This is a genomic window from Roseateles sp. GW821-FHT09H11 (genome assembly GCF_059415845.1).
Genome location: NZ_JBWKOA010000010.1, coordinates 177457 through 194953, shown reverse-complemented (window position 1 = coordinate 194953; position 17497 = coordinate 177457). Strand labels below are relative to the sequence as shown.

The following is a 17497-nucleotide window of genomic DNA, read 5'->3' as shown; positions in this document are numbered from 1 at the left end:
CTTCAGATGATCAGGATTCATGACCCCATGCGATGGCTCGGCCAGGCGCCGACGGCGCCTGCGTCTCGCGCGGCCGTGTGGCGGGCGCAGCAGGCCAAGGGCCGGGACTTCGTGACGGTGGGCGCGCGGCCTGGTGTCGATGCGGTGACGCAGATGCTGTCGCTGGTCGGCGCCCCCTCCGCGGAGTTCGACGGCGCCACGACCTTCCAACTGGACGCCAGCGCGCTGCTGACGGAGATCGATGAAGCCATCGCCCTCCCCGCCAGCCCCTGCGTGGCCCTGCTCGGGCCGGTGAGTCTGCTGTTCCTCGGGACGAACGGGGAAGACGCATTCGACCGCCTCGGCCTGCTGGACCGACTGCTCCCCGTCTATGAAGCGCTGCTGACGAAGCTCGCGGCGCGCGGCGTGACCTGGGTGCAGATCGACGAGCCGATGCTCGCTGAAGCGCTTCAACCGACGTGGCAGGACGCGCTGCGGCGCGCCTACGCGCGGCTGCTCGGCGTCGATCAGCATCTGATGCTCACGACGGGCGCCGCGCTGCTGCCGGGCAACCTGGCGCTCGCCTGCGAACTGCCGGTGGCCGGTTTGCACATCAACGCGCCGATCGATTCCGATGAGTTGAAGGAAGCAGCGCAGCGACTGCCGCGCGAGCGGGAGCTGTCCGTGAGCATCGCCCGCTCCGACCGGGCGAGCGTGGTCGCGAGCGCGGACAAGAACGCGACCGCTGGCAAGAGCGCGGACGCGCACGCCGGCAGAAGTGCCAGTGCCAACGCCAACGCCGACACCGATGCCGACGTCAGCGCGCGCACGCTCGCCTCATTGCGCGCCTTGCGTCAACTGCGCGGCGGCCGGGTCTGGCTGGCCGGTGAGCTGGAGTGGAACGCCCGCGAGGGCGCCGGTGCCCCCGATGAACTGGTCGCCCTGCAGCGCGCGCTGTGGCGCGACGATGCGGCGCTGGCGCTCACGGCGTCGTCAGCAGCTGCTGCACGCTCGAGAAGTCCAGGCCTCCCCGCCCAGCGCGGCTGTTGAGCGCATAGAGATTGCGCGCGAGCTCGCCGAGCGGCACGGCCGCGCCGACCTGCAGCGCGGCCTCGACCGCCAGGCCGAGGTCCTTGAGCATCAGGTCGCTGCCGAAGCCGCCGCTGTAGCCGCGCGACGCGGGCGCATCGGGCTTCACGCCGGGCCAGGGGTTGCAGACCTCGGTGGCCCAGCTGCGTCCGGTGCTGACGGCCATCATCGCGGACAGCGCCTGCGGATCCAGGCCGTGGGACACGCCGAGCGCCAGCGCCTCGCCGGTCACCGCCATGATCACGCCGAGCGCCATGTTGTTGCACAGCTTGGCCACCTGGCCGGCACCGGAGGCGCCCATGTGGAAGATGTTCCGCCCCAACGCGGCGAGCACCGGCCGGGCGCGCTCCAACGCGGCCGCCTCTCCGCCGACGATGAAGGTCAGCGTGCCCGCCGCCGCACCCGCGGTGCCGCCGGACACCGGCGCATCGATCATGGCCAGGCCACGCGCCCGCGCGGCTTCGGCGACGCGCTGCGCGCTCGCCGGCGCGATGGTGCTGCAGTCGATGACCAAGGCGCCGGTGGCGATGCGGGCGATCAGGCCGTCATCGCCGAGGAACAGCGACTCGACATGCTTGCTGGCCGGCAGCATCGAGATCACCACCGACGCGCCCTCCACGGCCGCGGCCGCCGAAGGGGCGACGGTGACACCCGCTGCGCGCGCGGCGGTCAGGGCGGCTTCGCTCAGATCGAAAGCCGCGACCGGGTAGCCGTTCTTCACGAGGTTCGCCGCCATCGGTCCGCCCATGTGGCCGAGGCCGATGAAGGCGATGCGTTCAGCAGTCGTCGCGTTGCTCATGGTCTTGTCTCCTTTGTCGTTGAATGACCGGATCGTTCAGCGCAGATCGGCGAGCGGGTGGGGGCCGGTGAAGCGCGGCGCGAGCAACGCGTCCAGATGCGCCTCGCCACCGTCGTCCTGCGAGCTACCTTGCCAACGCGGCGTCTTGTCCTTGTCGATCAGCAGCGCGCGCACGCCTTCGGCGAAGTCCGGGAACACGCAGCAACCAACCGAAGCCTGGTACTCCAGCCGGAACACTTCCGCCAACGACGCTTGCCGCAGGCGGCGCTGCAAGGCGATGGCCAGCGCGGCGGATGTCGGAGATCCTTTCTGGAACGTCGCCCCGGCGGTCGCCAGCCACGCGTCGCCATCACAGGCGAGCGAGCGCAGTCGCGGCGCGATCGTCGCCAGCGTGTCGTGCGGACCGATCAACGCATCGATGCGATCGCGATGCGGCGCCAGCTGGCTCGGCGCCAGCTCAGCGGCAGGCAGCGCGCGCAGCAGGTCGTCAAGCCGTTCGGCATCGGCTGCGCGTTCACCGTCCCAGCGCGCATGCGCGATGGATTCGAGCAAGGCGCCATGGTCCTCCGCACGCGCGGCGCGATCGGCCAGACCGGCCCACAACGCATCCGCCGCATTGAGCGGCGCCCCGGTGAGCGCAAGGAACAGGCCCGTGCGCCCCGGCAGCCGCGAGAGGAACCAACTTCCGCCCACATCCGGATAGAGGCCCAGCGTGATCTCCGGCATCGCCAACCTGCTGCGCGGCGTCACCACGCGATGCGACGCGCCCGCCATCAGGCCGATGCCGCCGCCCATGACGATGCCGTGTCCCCAGACCAGCAGCGGCTTCGGATAGCGATGGATCGTGTGGTCGAGGCGGTACTCGCGCTCGAAGAACTCGGCGGCGTCGCGCGGCACCTTGCCGGGTCCGGCCGCGCGCATCGCGCGGTAGAGGCTCACCACATCGCCGCCGGCGCAGAAGGCCTTCTCGCTGTTGCCGTCCAGGATCACGCCCGCCACCTGCGGGTCGTCGGCCCACGCGTTCAACTGCGCCTGGAGCTGGTCGACCATGGGCAAGGTCAGCGCGTTGAGGCTGGCCGGCGCGTTCAGCGTCGCGTGGCCGAAGCGATGGCCCGACGCGGTCACCACCGTGCGGAACAGCACCGGGGCTTCATTCTGAAAATCAGTCATCGGAGGCCTCACGCGTTTCGCCACTGCGGGCTGCGCTTGCCGAGAAAGGCCTGCACGCCTTCGCGCTGGTCGTCGGTTTCGAAGAGGCCGATGAAGGCCTCACGCTCGGCCGCGAGTTGCGATTGCGGGGGCGCCGTGCGCGCACCCTGGATCAGTCGCTTGCACGCGGTCACGCTGGTGGGGCTCTGCGCCTGCACGCGTTCGGCCCACTGGAGTGCCTTCGCGAGCGCGCCGCCTTTCGGCGCGAGCTCGTCCACCAGGCCGATGCGCAGCGCGGTCTCCGCGTCGACGCGCTCGCCCAGCAGCACCATGCGCTTCGCCCAGCTTTCGCCGATGGTCCAGCTCAGCCATTGGGTGCCGCCGGCGCAGGGCAGCAGACCGACGGTCGCCTCGGGCAGCGCCATCACCGCATGCGGTTCCGCGATCCGCAGATCGCAGGCCAACGCGCACTCCAGGCCGCCGCCCATCGCGTAGCCGTTGATCGCCGCGATGCTGACGCCGCGGAATCCGGACAACGCTTCAAAGGCTTCGCCGAAGCGGCGCGCCATCGTCGCGGCGACGGCTTTGTCGCCGTCGGCGAACAGCTTCAGGTCGGCGCCCGCGCTGAAGAACTTCTCGCCATCGCCGGTGATGACCAGCGCGTAGACCTCGCGGTCGCGGTTGAGCTCGCCGACCAGCCGCGTCAGCGCGGCGAGGCTGTCCGCCGTCCACGTATGAGCGGGAGGATTCGTCAGCGTGACGATGGCCGTGTGGCCGCGGCGCTCCAGGCGCAGGCCGGCGTAGCCGACCGTCGTATCGTGGTTGTCAGTCATGGGGTCACGGAAGTGAAGTTGTGGATGGGACGAGTTGCAGGTCATCTGACTTCGACAGGCAGCTGGCCCTCACCCCTGCCCTCTCCCGCAAGCGGGAGGGTGAAAGGGAGCGAGCCTGGCGGACTCCCTCTCCCGCTTGCGGGAGAGGGCGGGGGTGAGGGCCAGCGGCCGCACGAAGTCCTCATCACCGGATTGCTTCCGGCGCCTGGTCCTGCAACATCCGGCGTGCGACGATGACGCGCATGATTTCGTTGGTGCCTTCGAGGATCTGATGCACGCGCGCATCGCGCAGGTAGCGCTCCAGCGGGTACTCGCGGATGTAGCCGTAGCCGCCGTGGATCTGGAGCGCCTCGTTGCAGACGCTGAAGCCGATGTCGGTGGCCAGGCGCTTGGCCATCGCGCAGTACACCTGCGCATCGGGCGACTTCGCATCGAGCTTGGCAGCCGCGAGCCGCACCATCTGCCGCGCGGACACGAGTTCCGTCGCCATGTCGGCGAGCTTGAACTGCAGCACCTGCATGTCCGCCAGCGCGCGGCCGAACTGGTGGCGCTCGTGCATGTAGCGCTGCGCCGCGGCCAGCGCGCCCTGCGCCGCGCCGACCGAGCAGGTCGCGATGTTGATGCGCCCGCCGTCCAGCCCCTGCATCGCGATGCGGAAGCCCTGCCCTTCCTCACCCAGCAGATGCGCCGCCGGCACGCGCACGCCGTCGAACGCGATGGCGCGGGTGGGCTGGCTGTTCCAGCCCATCTTCTCTTCCTTGCGGCCGTACTGGATCCCGGGCGAATCGCCTTCCACGAGGAACGCGGAAATGCCATCCGCACCCGCACCACCGGTGCGCGCCATCACCACCAGCACGTCGGTCGCGCCGGCGCCGGAGATGAAGGCCTTGTTGCCGTCGATCACGTAGGCATCGCCATCGCGGCGCGCGGTCGTGCGCAGAGACGCCGCGTCGGAGCCCGATCCCGGTTCGGTCAGGCAGTACGACGCGAGCTTCACGCCGCTGCACAACGCGGGACCGAATCGACGCGCGATCGCTTCCGCCGCATAGGTGCTCACCATCCACGCCGCCATGTTGTGGATGCTGAGGAAGGCCGTCGTCGATGGGCAGGCGGCGGCCAGTTCCTCCAGCACGATCGTCGCGTCCAGCCGCGGCAGCCCAAGTCCGCCGCTGGCCACCGGCGCATACAACCCGCAGAAGCCGAGCTCACCCGCATGGCGCAGCGTGTCGCGCGGGAAGAACGACTGCGCGTCCCAGCCGGCCGCATGCGGTGCCATCTCGTCGCGGGCGAAGTCGCGCGCCGCCTGCTGGAAGGCGCGTTGCTGCTCGTCGAGCTCGAAGTCCATCAGGCGCTCACCGGCTCACTTGAGGCTGATCGTCGTGTTGACGCCGCCGGTGGAGGCGTCGTCGAACCAGCGCGCGGTGACGGTCTTCGTCTGCGTGTAGAAGAGGACGACCTGCTTGCCGTAAGGCCCGAGGTCGCCGAGCTTGGACGCGCGCGATCCGGTGAACGAGAACAGCGGCACCGGCACGGGGATGGGCACGTTGATGCCGACCTGGCCGATGTCGATCTCGTCCTCGAAGCGGCGCGCCGCCGCGCCCGACTGCGTGAACAGCGCGGTGCCGTTGCCGTTGGGATTCGCGTTGATCATCGCGATCGCGTCGTCGAGCGTCGCGGCTTCGGCGACGCAGAGCACCGGGCCGAAGACCTCCTGCTCGTAGATCGTCATGCCGGGCTTCACGCCGCTGAAGATCGTCGGGCCGACGAAGTTGCCCTCCTTCAACTGGCCGCTGAGCGGCGGCAGGCGGCCGTCGAGCGCCAGCGTCGCGCCGTCCTCGATGCCACGGGCAATGAGGCTTTCCACCCGATCACGCGCCGCGCAGGAGATCAGCGGCCCGACATCGGTCGTCGCCGAATCACCGGCGCCGACGCTCAGCCCCTGGGCCTTGGCGATCAGATCCGGCAGCCACTCGCGCGCGGCGCCGACCAGCACCGCGACCGACACCGCCATGCACCGCTGCCCCGCCGCGCCGAAGGCGGCGCCCACCAGCGCGTTGAGCGTCTGTTCCTTGTGCGCATCGGGCAGCACGACCGCGTGGTTCTTCGCGCCCATCATGCATTGCACGCGCTTGCCGGCCTTCGTCGCGCGGTCGTGGACCAGCGTGCCGACGCGCGTCGACCCGACGAAGGAGATGGCGCGGATGTCGGCGTGATCGCACAGCGCGTTGACGACGTCCTCGCCGCCATGCACGACGTTGAGCACGCCCTTGGGAATGCCGGCTTCGAGCGCCAGTTCCACGAGCCGCATCGTCACCATCGGGTCCTGCTCGGACGGCTTCAGCACGAAGGTGTTGCCGCAGGCGATCGCCATCGGGAACATCCACAGCGGGATCATCGCGGGGAAGTTGAACGGCGTGATGCCGGCGCACACGCCCAGCGGCTGCAGCAGGGTGTAGGTGTCGACACCGCCGGCGACGTTGTGGGCGCGCTCGCCCATCTGCAGCGAGCCGATGTTGGCCGCGTGCTCGACGACCTCCAGCCCGCGGAACACGTCGCCCTCGGCATCGGCGAGCGTCTTGCCCTGCTCGGCGGTCAGCGTCGCGGCCAGCGACTTGATGTTGTCGCGGATCAGCTGCTGGTACTTCAGGAAGATGCGCGCGCGCTGCCCGATGGGCACCTTGCGCCAGGTCTTGAACGCGTCCTGCGCGGCGGCGATGGCGGCCTCGACTTCATCGGGCGTGGCCATCGGCACGCGGGCCAGGCGTTGCTGCGTCGCGGGGTTGATCACGTCGCGCCACTCGGTGCTGCGCGACTGGACGAATTCGCCGTTGATCAACAACGGAATACGGGGCAAGTCTTCGCGGCTCATGCACGGTCTCCAAGCGTTCGATGCCATCGTGGCGACCGGTTCTGCGGCGCACTCGACGGTGGGTTGAATTTCACAGAGAATCTATCCACACACTTTGCAAGACGCCAGTTCTTCCTCTTGTGATGCGGTGACCAGGCAAAACACTCCACACGAATTCTGTGAAATCAGCGAATGCTGTGAAACGCATGGCCAGCCCCACCGGTACCCCGTCGAGTTCGTCCCGCAAGCTGTTCATCGGGCCGCGGATCCGCCGCCTGCGCGAGCAGCTGCAGTGGAATCAGGCCGAGCTGGCGAGCCGCCTGGCGCTGTCGCTCAGCTACGTGTCGCAGATCGAGACCAACCAGCGGCCGGTCACGGCGAGCGTGCTGATCAAGCTCGCGGAGGTCTTCGGCGGCGGCATCGGCCAGTTCTCGGAGGAGCAGGACCAGCAGCTGCTGGCGGACCTGGACGCGGCGCTGCGCGACCGCTCGTTGACCACGACGGCGATGGCGCCGGCACAGGTCGCGCGGCTGGTGGAACAGGCCCCGGAGCTGGCGGAGTCCTACGTCGCGCTGCATCAGCGCTACCTGCGACTGCAGGACGAGCACTCGCAGATGATCGATCGCTTCTACGGCGAGCAGGGTCGCGAGGCGGCGGGCGCGCCGCCCTCGTTCCGCGGCGAGCCGCTGCCGCACGAGGCCGTCCGCGATCACCTGAATCGCCGCAACAACCATCTCGACGACCTGGACCTGCGCGGCGAGCAGCTGGCGCAATCGCTCGGCCTGGTCCCTGGCCATCGCGCGCAGCCGCTGCGCGAGCTGCTGCTGCAACGCCACGGGATCAAGGCCGAAGTGGCCGACGACCCGCAGACGCGGGAAGAGATGTCCGACGCCTTCCTGCGTCACTACGACGCGCGTCGACGGCTGCTGCGCATGCCGCGTTTCCTCAGCGATGCGCAGCAGGCGTTCCAGCTCGCCACGCAGTACGCGTTGATCGCCGAGGCCGATGCCATCGAGGCGGAACTCGGCGCCGGCGCCTTCGTCGACGAAGCGACGCGCGCGCTGGCCCGGCAAGGGTTCGCCCACTACTTCGCCGGCGCGACGCTGCTGCCGTATGGCGAGTTCCTCACCGCGGCGCGCAACGCGCGCTACGACATCGAGCTGCTGCAACAGCGATTCCAGGTCAGCGTGGAGACGATCTGCCATCGCCTCTCGACGCTGCAGCGCAACGGCAACCGCGGCGTGCCGTTCTACTTCGTGCGTGTGGACCAGGCGGGCAACATCTCCAAGCGGCAGAGCGCGACGAGCTTCCACTTCGCGCGACACGGCGGCGCGTGCCCGCTGTGGCACGTGCACGAGGCCTTCGCGCAGCCGGGTCGCTTCCTCACGCAGATCGCGGAGATGCCGGACGGCAGCCGCTTCTTCGGCATCGCGCGGACCATCGAGCGACACGGCGGCGGCGGTTACCTGGCGCGGCGCAAGCTCTTCGCGATCGGGCTCGGCTGCGACATCTCGCATGCACGGGAGCTGGTCTACGCCGAGGGCTTGAACTTCGACGAGAGCACGGTGTCCAAGCAGGCCATCCCCATCGGCCCCGGCTGCCGCGTCTGCCCGCGCGAGCACTGCGTCCAGCGCGCATTCCCGCCCGCCGGCAAGGCACTGGTGGCGGACAGCGACAGCGAGTCGCTGGTGTCGTATCGCTTCACCGGCTGAGATCGATTCCATGAACCTCTAAGACACGATGCACCTCCCATGAAGTTCGCATGCTCCTGCGGTCACGTCATCGTCGACCAGACCGACTTCCTGCCCTACAAGGCCTACCTGATTGCCGACCAGGATTGGGAAGACCATTGCGACAGCTTCGAGGTAGCGTGGGAGTCCCGCCGAATGCTGGATCGCACGTGCTATCAATGCGAGCAGTGTGGCCGGCTATGGATAGATGACGCGGGCGGTCAACTGCAGAGCTTCATGCCGGAAAGTCCGGCAGGACATCGCATCCTGCGATCCTCGCTCGGCAAGGCCTGGCGTTCTCCGATGGCGGGGAGTTGGACGGACAGACCTTTTGGTGACGCTCCCAGGGGCACGCTGTGGTGCGATGCGGCTCCTGCATTCCACCAGGGCTTCGACGACTGGGGAGAACTCGAGCGCGCCTACCACGCGCTGCTGTCCCAGCTGATTCATCAGGATCTCGTGAGATCCGCGTTCCTGTCGAAGAACGGGGAGATGCTCCACCGGTGGTCGTTGGAGAAGACACCGACGTCGGCAGACGGTTCGGCTCCCGGGAGCTGGTGGCAACGTTGGTGGAAGTCCCGGCAGCGCTGATACTCCGCGCATGCCCTCCTACGCTTGGTCCTGCCTGTCCTGCGGCCGCTCGAACGCGCCCGCATGCGAGCGCTGCAGCGAATGCGCTTGCCCGGCAACGCCGCGGTCGAGCGAGATCGAAGAAGCTCGCCGCCATTACACGCAGCGCGGCGGCACGCTCGAGAACGACGCCAGAATGGCGGCGATGCGGGACCTTGACACCTTCGATGTGCTGATCAGACTGCCACTCCTGGTCTTGCTGGGTCATCGATCTCGGCGATGAGAACGCTCGTCGGCTGACGCCCGTCGCTGAGATGCGGACACGGCGCTGGTGGCGGCCGGCGACCACGCGTCGCTGGTGTCGTATCGCTTTACGGGTTGAAGAATTCCACATCGCCCCCTGCCCTTCGCGACAGGCGCCTAATGGGGCTCACGATCAAGGCTGGAGTGGACGATGAAGCGCAGTACCAAACCCCACCCGGACAAGCGACCACGACCCGGCGCCGAACGCGGTCTGCCCACCGCGGAGCGGGCGGAGCTGCAGCGGCAAGGCGCCAAGGCCGCGGCCCGCGGCGACGGGTCTTCCGGAAATCCGATGGACGAGACGTCCAACCTGCCCACCAGCACCGGGGAATGCTCCGACCTGTGGAAGGAACGCAAGGACGCGTGGCAGCGCGGCCACGAGGCCCAGTCGAGGACCGACGACAAGGCCGCCACCGAGCGCGGCGACACCTACCGCACGAAGGACGATCACTGAACGGCCCCGCACCACGCCCGGCGTCAGGGCGGGCATGTTCTCTCCGCGTTTCCTCGTTATCGGCCCGGATTACCGGGCGGCCTCGTCGCGCGAGTCCGAACTCATCGCCGCGGGACGACACCGCTGGCGCATGACGCCAAGCGACGCCGTCTTTACGTCGAGCGGAACACGTCATGGCCTCGAACTTGCCTCCAGTCGTTGAGCCGGTCTCTCGGCACAACGAAGGTCTCACCATGAACAGCAGTACCTCGCCTGGCGGCACGCAAGCCCCGAAAACGTCGCGTCCCGAGAACGAAGACGACGACCCGGTCGGAGACAACCGCCCCGTGGGGGAGTCGACCGGCGCCGACGTCCCTGACGACACGGAAGAGGACGCGTCGAACTCCGGTGCCGTTCGCACCGGCAACGACAAGGCGGAACCGACCCGGCAGTCGTCCGATGTTGAAGAGATCAAGCCCCCCGAAGAATTGCCCGAGGGCAGCGACGTGCCACCCAGCGATCGCCTCAACGACCATCACCCGGAGGAATTCCCGTCGCGCCGCTCCGGGCGCCAGCCCTCCCCCGACAGCAAGCTGCCGCAGTCCAGTCGCGGCTGAAGGCAGACCCGCTGCTCATGAACGGTGGCGCGCGGGCCGACGCGCCATGAGGACGTCGGCCGGGACACGGGGCGCGCATGCACAATCCGCTGCCAAATGCGCGGATTGCCCACCCCCTTCGTTCGACGCGTCCAACGGCTCCTGGTCGCAGGATTGCTGGTCCCACTGCTGACGCTCGCGGCGGCCAGTCCGGAGCCGCCTCCGCCCACAGCGTCGGGGACTGCCACGGTCAGCGCCGTCGCCGCGCCGGACATCCTGACGCGCGCCGACGAGGACCTGCAACGCGTCGATCGGGCCAAACGACTGCTCCAGGCGCCGGACCCGTCCGAACGGCTCGCCCGCGAGCTCGACGACATCGCGCGCCCGGTCAACGCCAAGCTCAACGCCGCCGCGGGCAGCGCCTTGCACACGCTGACGGTCATGCGCCTCGAGAGCCTGGCGCGACATTGGGACTTCGACGAACGCCGCTTCGCTCGATGGGAAGAGCGCTCCAACCGGGCGCTGGCACCGTACGCGGACACCGCGGTCCAGTTGGCCCAGCGTCGCGCCGCGTGGTCGGCCACGCGTGCGGCGGGCCTGCTGGACGGACTTCCCCCGGCGCTCTCGGCACGCGTGGACACGATGCTCGCGCAGTTCGATGCGTCCGAAGCGTCCTTGAGCATCGTGCTGGCGAAGCAGTTCGACCTGACGCAGCGCGCGAGCGAGTTGAAGGCCCGCATCAACGCCGGTCACGACGAGGTCGACGCGGCCATCGATGAGATCGACCGCCAGTTGTTGCGGACGGACGTGCCGCCGCTGTGGAGCGAGTTCTGGCCCGGCACCGGCACGGCGGGAGCGATCGCCGCGATGGAACGCGGCTTCGAGATCGAGCGCCAGTTCGCGGTGGACTATCACGCGGCGGACGGCGGGAACCAGCAGGCGCTGCGCATGATCCAGATCCTGCTGCTGCCGCTCATCCTGTGGCTGGCCGTGCGCAGCCGGCGCGCACCCGATGACAGCGAGCCGAGCCACGTGACGCGCGCCCTGCGTCGCCCCGTCTCGTCGTGGTTGCTGCTGGCGATGCTGGGCGTGCTGGTGCTGGAGCCCGACGCGCCCCTGCTCGTCCAGGAACTCGCCCTGGTGCTGGCGCTCATCCCCGTGTTGCGCCTGTTGCCGTCCGGCACGGTGCGCGCGCTGGGCGTCTGGCCCTACGTCGCGGTGGCGCTCTACATCGTCGACCGCCTGGGCGTGGCCGTGCCGGCCGACGTCGGCCTGTACCGGCTTTACACGCTGGGCGTGAGCGTCCTGGCCATGGGACTCACGGTGTGGCTGCTCCGCCGCGCGCCTGCCGACCGTGCCACCGACGAGAGCCGTCTCCGGACGGCGGTCCGCCGGATCAGCTGGGTCGTGCTGGCCGTGCTCACGGTCTCCGTCGCGTCCAACATCGGCGGAAACATCTCCCTCGCGGAGACCTTGACCAGCGGCGTGATCGACAGCGGCTACATGGCCCTGCTGCTCTATGCCGGCGTGGCGGCGGTGCGCGGCATCCTGCATGCGCTCGCGCTCCAGCCCGAGGTGGCGCAGCGCAAACTCGTCCGGCAGCATGGACCGACGCTGGAGGTGATGGCCACCCGGCTGCTGGTCCTCGCCGCGTGGCTGGGCTGGCTCGTCTACAGCATGGACCGGTTCCGCGTGCTCCGACCGCTGCGCGCCGTCGGCGCCGACGTGCTCGATCTGGGCGTCGACGTAGGCGAGGTCTCGATCCACCTGGGCGACGTCCTGGTGTTCTTCCTGTCGACCTGGCTGGCCCTGTGGGTGGCCCGCGCGGTCCGTCGGCTCCTGCGCGACGAGCTGCCCCACCATGCGGCCCTGCCGCGGGGTGTCGGCAACAGCATCGCCTCGTTGAGCTATTACGGCGTCCTGCTGCTCGGTCTGCTGGTGGCCTTGTCGGCCGCGGGCTTCAAGGTCAGCCAGCTCGCCCTGGTGTTCGGTGCGCTCGGCGTAGGCATCGGATTCGGACTGCAAGGCGTCGTCAACAACTTCGTCTCCGGCCTGGTGCTGATGTTCGAGCGTCCGATCCAGCCGGGGGACATGGTCGACGCCGCGGGCACCTCGGGCACCGTGCGCGAGATCGGTCTGCGCGCCACCATCCTGCGCACCTTCGACGGCGCCGACGTGGTGGTACCCAACGGCCTGCTGCTGAGCGGGAACCTGACGAACTGGACCATGTTCGACCGCAGCCGCCGCATCGAGATCGCGGTGAACGTCGCCTACGGCTCGGACCCGGCGCAGGTGCTGGCGGTGCTGGGCGCGGCGGCGCGCGAGACGCCTGGCGTGGCCGAGCAGCCACAACCCGTGGTGCTGATGACCAGCTACGCGGACAGTTCGCTCAACTTCGTGGTCCGCGTCTGGACGCAGGACATCGGCGGATGGATGGCGCTGCGCGGCGAACTGCTGGCGCGCGTGCTCGCGGCGCTCCAGCAGGCGGGCATCAGCATTCCGTATCCGCAGATGGATGTGCATCTGCGCAGACCCTGAGGCGAAGCGCCTTCCGGCGCCCCTGCGACCCCTCTGCATGTCTCCCATCCGGACGAGGCCGCCCCGCCCCGCCGGTGGTATGTTGCGCGCTCCGCACCACCGGCACCCGACATGCAAGCACCCGGCCTTCGTCTGCTTCGTTCCATCGCCCGTGCCGGTCTCGCGTTGCTGCTGCCGCTCCTCCTCCCGGCCGCCGCCGTGGCCGCGATGGCAGCCCAGGCGCCGACGCCGGAGCGCATACCCCTCGCCGAGCTGCTGAAGCATCCGCCGCTGGACCAGCTCCACCACACCTCGTGGGGTCCGCGGGAAGGACTGGTCGGGCCGGTCTACAGCCTGGCGCAGACCACCGACGGCTACCTGTGGCTGGGCACCGATCGCGGCCTGCTGCGCTTCGACGGCGTCCGCTTCGAGACCTTCGAGTCCCTCGCCGGCGAGAAGCTCCCCGAGCGGTCCGTGCTCTCGCTGCAGGCCACCCCGGACAACGGCCTGTGGATCGGCTTCATGCGCGGCGGCCTCGCCCACGTCCGCAACGGCCACGTCCTGCTGCAGGAGCCGATGCGCCCCGGCGGCTTCGAAGGCGCCACGCGCGGCTTCGCACAGGAGAAGGATGGCACCGTCTGGGTGGCCAGCACGCGCGGCCTGTTCAAGAGAACCGGCGACCGCTGGCAACGGATGGGGAAGGCAGAGGGCTATCCCGAGCCCTCCCCCGATCTCATCACCTGGAACGTGCATCTGGACGGCGACGGCAACCTGTGGGTGAACAACACCCGCGGCCTGCTGGTGAAAGCGGCGGGGCAGTCCCAGTTCTCCCGGGTCGAGACGCCGGGGGCCACCCCCAATTACCTGGCAGTGGATCCGACCGGACGGATCTGGGCGGTCATCAAGATGGAGCCGTTCCAGATGCGCTACTTCAGACTGCCGCGTCCCCAGGTGCCCGGCGACGTCTTCGGCACCGGCCACCCCGTCGCCGCGAGCACCTACATGCCCATGTTCGACCGGGACGGCTACTTCTGGTCCGGTGCACGCGACGGGGTGACACGCGAACGCTTCCCGGGCGAGGAGCCCGCCGTCGGCCGGGACCTCTCGCCCGAAGCCTTGGCCCCGCCGCCCACGCCTTTCCTCCCGCTGGTGCCCGCATCGGCCGCCCCGGCCACCACGGCCGCCTCGGCAGCCGTGGCAATCACCACCGCGACCGGCGGCATGCAGGCCTACACCTTCGGCCTCCCGGCCATCCAGCGACTGACGCCGAACCAGCGCCTGAGCGGCGAGCAGGTGATGCGGCTGCTGCAGGACCGGGAGGGTTCGATCTGGATCGCCACGAACGGCGGGCTCGACCGCCTGCGGCCAACGCGGGTCTCCCTGTTCCAGTTCCCGGTCCCCATGTCCACGCTGGCGATGGCCATGGGGCCGCGCGGGGACCTCTGGTTCACGTCACGCGCCGCCATCTTCCATCTGCCGCCGGCGGGCGGCGAGCAGGAGCTGCGGCAGTACGCCGTGCCCAATTCGACGATCACCCGGGTGTTCGTCGACCATGCCGACACCGTCTGGGTGGGCGAGATCAGAGGCCTCTCCCGTCTGGATCCCGGCGGGCCGTCCGCGGTCGTCCGCACCCCGGACGTTCCGAACTGGAAGGGCACGATCAAGGATCTGGCCGAAGACCGATCGGGCACGATCTGGGTCGCCTCCCAGTTCAGCGGGCTGCTGCGCCGCTTCAGCGATGGACGGTGGGAGTGGTTGTCCGGGAACAAGGGATTCCCGCCGGGCTCGCTGGCCTCCAGCATCACCGTGGATCTGCGGGGACGCGTCTGGATCGGCTACGTCGACGGTCAGGTCCTGCGCGTCGACGAAGGCGACCGGCTCACCCGCTTCGCCGACAAGGACGGGCTGCGCGTCGGCGGCGTGCTGGCGATCACCGCGGGCAAGGGACATGTCTGGATCGGCGGCGACCGCGGCGTGCAGCGTCTGGACGACGACGGTCGCTTCCACGACCTGCGCAGCGGCTCGGCGGACGCGCTCAACAGCGTGAGCGGCATCGTCGAGACCCCCGAGGGCGAGCTCTGGCTCAACGGCGCGGCCGGCATCACCCGCATCGCGGCGGCCGACCTGCGGCGGGCGATGGAGGCGCCGGGCTTCCAGGTGCCGTTGACGCAGTTGGACACGCAAGACGGGCTGACCGGCCGGGCGGAGACCAACTGGCCGCTGCGCACGGCGCTGCAGACGCCCGATGGCCGGCTATGGTTCGCCATGACCAACGGCGTGGTCACCGTGGATCCCGCCCGGCTCACCCGCAGCGCCGCCCCCGCGCCACTCGCCATCCAGCGCGTGCTGGTCAACGGCGCGCCGTTGCCACCGCAAGCGGGTGGCCGCGTGCAGGCCGTCGCGGGGACCAGGGACCTGCAGGTCGACTACACCTCGCTGTCGCTGGCGATGCCCGAGCGCGCGAACTTCAAGTATCGGCTGCGCGGCCTGGAAACGACCTGGCACGAGGCCGGCTCGCGCCGCCAGGCGTTCTATACGAACCTGGGCCCGGGCAGCTACACCTTCGAAGTCCAGGGCACCAACGAGGACGGCGTCTGGAGCACCGAGCCCGCGTCGCTGTCCATCGAGATCCCGCCCACGTTCCTGCAGTCCACGGGCTTCCGCGCCCTGTGCGCGCTGCTGGCCGTGGGTCTGGTCGCGCTCGTCGTGCGCATGCGCCTGCGCCAGATCGAAGCGCGGGCGCGTGAGCGCTACCGCGCCCGGCTCGACGAACGCACCCGCATCGCGCAGGACCTGCACGACACGCTGCTGCAGGGCTTCCAGGGGCTGCTGCTGCGCTTCCAGCGCGTGGCGTGGGGCATCCCCGACGATTCGCCGGCGCGTGCGGAGATGGAGCGCGTGCTGGACCAGGCCGATGCCGTCGTCATCGAAGGTCGCAACCGGGTCACCGACCTGCGCCTGCCGCCGCCCGACGTCGGCACGCTGGAGCAGACGCTGGAAGCGCTGGGCCGGGACCTCTCCGGTTTCCATGACGCGGCGTTCCGCTCCGACGTCGAGGGCACGCCGCGGCTGCTGGACGCGTGCGTGCACGCGGAGCTGGCGCTTGTGGGCCGGGAGGGGCTGTTCAACGCGTTCCAGCATGCGAAGGCGACGGGCATCACGCTCACCATCGCGTACACCGATGCTGCCTTCACGATCAGGATCGCCGACGACGGCGTCGGCGTGCCGACCGCGACGCAGGTCGACGGCCACAGGCCGGGTCACTGGGGACTGAGCGGCATGCGCGAGCGCGTGACCCGCATCGGCGGCAGTTTCGAGCTGCGCAGCGCGCCGGGCGCCGGGACCGAAGTGCTGCTGAGCATCCCTGCCGCACTGGCCTATCGCCAGCGCGACAAGCAGGCGCGCCTCCCGGCGCTTCAGCGGTGGCTGCGCGAGCTGCTGGGTCGCGCGCTGCCCACGCGTGCGCCGGGTTGAGGGCAGGTGGAGGGCAGGTTGAGGCCGGGTCACGCCCGGGTCACGCTCGGGTCACGCCCGAATCGGGATCACGCGGGGACCTGGCTCACTTCAGGAACTCGACGAGCGCACCCATCGTGTCGTCCGGGGACTCTTCCATGATCCAGTGGCCGGCCCCCTTCACGATGCGGCCGTCGACCGATTCCGCGACCAGACGTCCCTGCGCGATCAGGAATTCGCCCGAGGCCTTCTCGCCGGTGAGCACGAGCATCGGCATCTTCAGCTTCGTCTTCGACATCGCCTCGAAGTCCTTGGCGTCCTGCTCGAAGGCCTTGAAGTAGCCGAAGCCGGCGTGCATGCCGCCCGGCTGCCCATACGCCGCAGCGTAGAACTTGCGATCGGCTTCGGGGATGGACTTGGTCTTGTCCGCGGCGAAGTCGTTCCAGAAGTGCTCGAAGTAGATGCGCTCGCGGCCGGCGACCAGCTTCTCGGGGACCTCCCCGTAGAAGTGGAAGTGCCACAGGTCGCGCAGCAGCCAGACCTTGGTCCAGTCGCCGACGCCCGGCAGGAAGGCATCCAGCAGCGCGATCTTCTCGACCTCGTCCGGGTACTGCGCCGCATACGCGTAGGCGACCATCAGGCCGATGTCGTGGCCGACGATCTTCACCTTCCTGTAGCCCAGCTGTTGCGTCAGCGCGTGGATGTCCTGGGCCAGCAGCTTTTTCTCGCCGGGGCGGTCCGGCTTGCCGGAGCCGCCGGCACCGCGCAGGTCCACCGCGATCACCGGGCCGTCGGTCGCCAGGCGCGGCATCAGCGGGCGCCACATGCGGCTGGTCTGCGCGTAGCCGTGCAGCAGCACGATGGGCGTGGCGTCGCCGGAACCGGCCGTCAGGTAATGCAGCTTCACGCCGTTCACGGTGGCGTCGCGTTCGACGATGGTGCCGGGTCTTGCCGTCGCCGAGGGCGTCGAGGGCATCGAAGAGCCCTTCGACTGGGCCATCGCCGGGGAGGCGGGGATGAGGGCGCCGACGGCGCTGAGCGCCGCGCCCCCTGCCAGGATCAGGGCCGCGACGGCGCGGCGGGTGGTGCTCGATGTCATGAGGGATTCCTTCAGGCGGGGCAAGGGTTGCCGGGTTGGGAGTGGGTCACCTGCGCCGAAGCGGCGGAGGTGACGGCGATGTTCGCCAGGGTCCTCGCG

13 protein-coding genes are annotated in these 17497 nt (G+C 69.6%); 7 read left to right on the top strand and 6 right to left on the bottom strand.

Annotated features, from left to right (window positions below; all coding sequences use genetic code 11):
* Nucleotides 1-27: 27 nt before the first annotated feature.
* Nucleotides 28-1029 carry a hypothetical protein gene (locus tag AC07PR_RS28490; protein ID WP_495137260.1) on the top strand — a complete coding sequence of 334 codons (1002 nt, stop codon included), beginning with the start codon at nt 28-30 and terminating at the stop codon, nt 1027-1029.
* Here the strand turns inward: AC07PR_RS28490 and mmsB are convergent.
* The 5 genes from mmsB to AC07PR_RS28465 form a co-directional block, all read right to left on the bottom strand.
* Nucleotides 962-1867, bottom strand: coding sequence for a 3-hydroxyisobutyrate dehydrogenase (gene mmsB, locus AC07PR_RS28485; protein WP_495137259.1), 906 nt, complete (start codon nt 1865-1867; stop codon nt 962-964). The genes AC07PR_RS28490 and mmsB overlap by 68 nt on opposite strands.
* 36 nt (nt 1868-1903) lie before the next feature.
* Nucleotides 1904-3037, bottom strand: a complete 1134-nt coding sequence (locus AC07PR_RS28480) for an enoyl-CoA hydratase/isomerase family protein (RefSeq protein WP_495137258.1) — start codon at nt 3035-3037, stop codon at nt 1904-1906.
* Between the two features lie 8 nt (nt 3038-3045).
* Nucleotides 3046-3849: an enoyl-CoA hydratase gene (locus AC07PR_RS28475; RefSeq protein WP_495137257.1), complete on the bottom strand. Its 804-nt coding sequence runs from the start codon at nt 3847-3849 to the stop codon at nt 3046-3048.
* Between the two features lie 184 nt (nt 3850-4033).
* On the bottom strand, nt 4034-5194 hold the full coding sequence (locus AC07PR_RS28470) for an acyl-CoA dehydrogenase family protein (RefSeq protein WP_377157840.1): 1161 nt from the start codon (nt 5192-5194) through the stop codon (nt 4034-4036).
* Nucleotides 5195-5209: 15 nt separating this feature from the next.
* Complete coding sequence (locus tag AC07PR_RS28465; protein WP_495137256.1) at nt 5210-6718, bottom strand: CoA-acylating methylmalonate-semialdehyde dehydrogenase; 1509 nt, start codon at nt 6716-6718, stop codon at nt 5210-5212.
* A 185-nt stretch (nt 6719-6903) separates the two neighbouring features.
* Here AC07PR_RS28465 and AC07PR_RS28460 point away from each other — a divergent pair, with 185 nt between their 5' ends.
* The 6 genes from AC07PR_RS28460 to AC07PR_RS28435 all read left to right on the top strand — a co-directional run bounded on the left by AC07PR_RS28460 (nt 6904) and on the right by AC07PR_RS28435 (nt 16320).
* Nucleotides 6904-8409 carry a helix-turn-helix domain-containing protein gene (locus AC07PR_RS28460; RefSeq protein WP_495137255.1) on the top strand — a complete coding sequence of 502 codons (1506 nt, stop codon included), beginning with the start codon at nt 6904-6906 and terminating at the stop codon, nt 8407-8409.
* A 39-nt stretch (nt 8410-8448) separates the two neighbouring features.
* Entirely contained in the window at nt 8449-9018 is a 570-nt protein-coding gene (locus AC07PR_RS28455; protein WP_377157845.1) for a DUF8617 domain-containing protein, read from the top strand.
* A gap of 433 nt (nt 9019-9451) precedes the next feature.
* Nucleotides 9452-9754, top strand: coding sequence for a CrpP-related protein (locus AC07PR_RS28450; RefSeq protein ID WP_495137254.1), 303 nt, complete (start codon nt 9452-9454; stop codon nt 9752-9754).
* Nucleotides 9755-9927: 173 nt separating this feature from the next.
* Nucleotides 9928-10350 carry a hypothetical protein gene (locus AC07PR_RS28445; protein ID WP_495137253.1) on the top strand — a complete coding sequence of 141 codons (423 nt, stop codon included), beginning with the start codon at nt 9928-9930 and terminating at the stop codon, nt 10348-10350.
* Nucleotides 10351-10503: 153 nt separating this feature from the next.
* On the top strand, nt 10504-12867 hold the full coding sequence (locus AC07PR_RS28440) for a mechanosensitive ion channel family protein (RefSeq protein ID WP_495137252.1): 2364 nt from the start codon (nt 10504-10506) through the stop codon (nt 12865-12867).
* A 111-nt stretch (nt 12868-12978) separates the two neighbouring features.
* Complete coding sequence (locus tag AC07PR_RS28435; RefSeq protein WP_495137251.1) at nt 12979-16320, top strand: sensor histidine kinase; 3342 nt, start codon at nt 12979-12981, stop codon at nt 16318-16320.
* A gap of 85 nt (nt 16321-16405) precedes the next feature.
* Here the strand turns inward: AC07PR_RS28435 and AC07PR_RS28430 are convergent, their stop codons facing one another.
* Nucleotides 16406-17398: an alpha/beta fold hydrolase gene (locus AC07PR_RS28430; protein ID WP_483108766.1), complete on the bottom strand. Its 993-nt coding sequence runs from the start codon at nt 17396-17398 to the stop codon at nt 16406-16408.
* Nucleotides 17399-17497 lie beyond the last annotated feature (99 nt).

Coding starts and splice junctions, on each gene's coding strand:
- AC07PR_RS28435 (WP_495137251.1), top strand. CDS start 12,979: ATGCAAGCACCCGGCCTTCGTCTGCTTCGTTCCATCGCCCGTGCCGGT.
- mmsB (WP_495137259.1), bottom strand. CDS start 1,867: ATGAGCAACGCGACGACTGCTGAACGCATCGCCTTCATCGGCCTCGGC.
- AC07PR_RS28475 (WP_495137257.1), bottom strand. CDS start 3,849: ATGACTGACAACCACGATACGACGGTCGGCTACGCCGGCCTGCGCCTG.
- AC07PR_RS28480 (WP_495137258.1), bottom strand. CDS start 3,037: ATGACTGATTTTCAGAATGAAGCCCCGGTGCTGTTCCGCACGGTGGTG.
- AC07PR_RS28455 (WP_377157845.1), top strand. CDS start 8,449: ATGAAGTTCGCATGCTCCTGCGGTCACGTCATCGTCGACCAGACCGAC.
- AC07PR_RS28465 (WP_495137256.1), bottom strand. CDS start 6,718: ATGAGCCGCGAAGACTTGCCCCGTATTCCGTTGTTGATCAACGGCGAA.
- AC07PR_RS28490 (WP_495137260.1), top strand. CDS start 28: ATGCGATGGCTCGGCCAGGCGCCGACGGCGCCTGCGTCTCGCGCGGCC.
- AC07PR_RS28430 (WP_483108766.1), bottom strand. CDS start 17,398: ATGACATCGAGCACCACCCGCCGCGCCGTCGCGGCCCTGATCCTGGCA.
- AC07PR_RS28450 (WP_495137254.1), top strand. CDS start 9,452: ATGAAGCGCAGTACCAAACCCCACCCGGACAAGCGACCACGACCCGGC.
- AC07PR_RS28470 (WP_377157840.1), bottom strand. CDS start 5,194: ATGGACTTCGAGCTCGACGAGCAGCAACGCGCCTTCCAGCAGGCGGCG.
- AC07PR_RS28445 (WP_495137253.1), top strand. CDS start 9,928: ATGGCCTCGAACTTGCCTCCAGTCGTTGAGCCGGTCTCTCGGCACAAC.
- AC07PR_RS28460 (WP_495137255.1), top strand. CDS start 6,904: ATGGCCAGCCCCACCGGTACCCCGTCGAGTTCGTCCCGCAAGCTGTTC.